Source organism: Roseivirga sp. (assembly GCF_049099775.1).
Lineage (GTDB): Bacteria > Bacteroidota > Bacteroidia > Cytophagales > Cyclobacteriaceae > Roseivirga.
Window position 1 is genome coordinate 1 of the sequence record NZ_JAGDZM010000027.1, and the last position, 1,049, is coordinate 1,049.

The 1,049-nt window shown below is 45.1% G+C and carries 1 protein-coding gene; it reads left to right on the plus strand.

Annotated elements, in window-relative coordinates; translation table 11 throughout:
* Positions 1-1,049: hypothetical protein (locus JXQ92_RS19230; protein WP_421988276.1), on the plus strand; the 1,049-nt coding region annotated here is incomplete at both ends.

Here is a 1,049-nt window from a genome sequence, read left to right on the forward strand (position 1 = left end):
ACTACGGGCAATTTGATTACCCTTTCCTTTACAGCAGATGATGATCTGAGTGCTAACCCAACGGTCAACATGTCCATAGGAGGTACTGGTGTTACCCCTACAGTGAATGCAGGTTCGGCTCCTAACTATACCGCTACTTATACCTTACTGGGTACGGAGAATGAGGGTGCGATAACCTTCACAATTGATTTTGTAGATGATGCAGGCAATTCTGGAACTCAGGTGACGGCAACTACGAATGCAAGCTCGATAGAAGCAGACTTTAATGCACCTACATTAACTACGGTTTCAATTGCAAGTAGTCAGACTGCCTCTGAGACATTTGCAGATGCAAGTCATGCCTCAGATGGTAATACAGTAACCATAGACATTACCTCTTCAGATGTTTTGAGTGCCTTGCCAACCGTTGGTATCAAAAGTGGAGGTTTTGATGTTCAGGGATCGGTAACTGTAGCCCACGATAACCCTGGAGCACCAGATTTCCAGAACTTTAATGTAACCTATGCAGTAGATGGTACAGGCACCACAGCCGGAACCGACAAAGATGGAGATGGCACCATTACCTTTACCATAGACTTTGTAGATGATGCAGGTATTTCAGGAACCCAGATAACGGCAACCACAGATGTTACTTCTGTAGAGGTAGACGCTAGTGAACCTACACTCACTACTGTTTCATTAGCGAGTAGTCAGACAGCATCAGAAACATTTGTAAACGCCAGTCATGGTACTACAGGTAATACAATTACACTGTCCTTTACCGCAGATGATGACTTGAGTGCCAATCCCACTGTAGGGTTGTCTATTGGTGGTACTGCGGTCACTGCTACAGTGAATACCGGCTCAGCCCCTAATTATACAGCTACCTATACCTTATTAGGTACAGAGAATAATGGAGCCATCACCTTCACGATTGATTTTACAGATGATGCCGGTAATGCCGGAACTCAAGTGACGGCAACCACGGATGCTAGTTCAGTAGAAGCAGATTTTATTGCCCCCACTTTATCATCTGTAACCCTAGCCAGTAGTCAGACCGCATCTGAAGA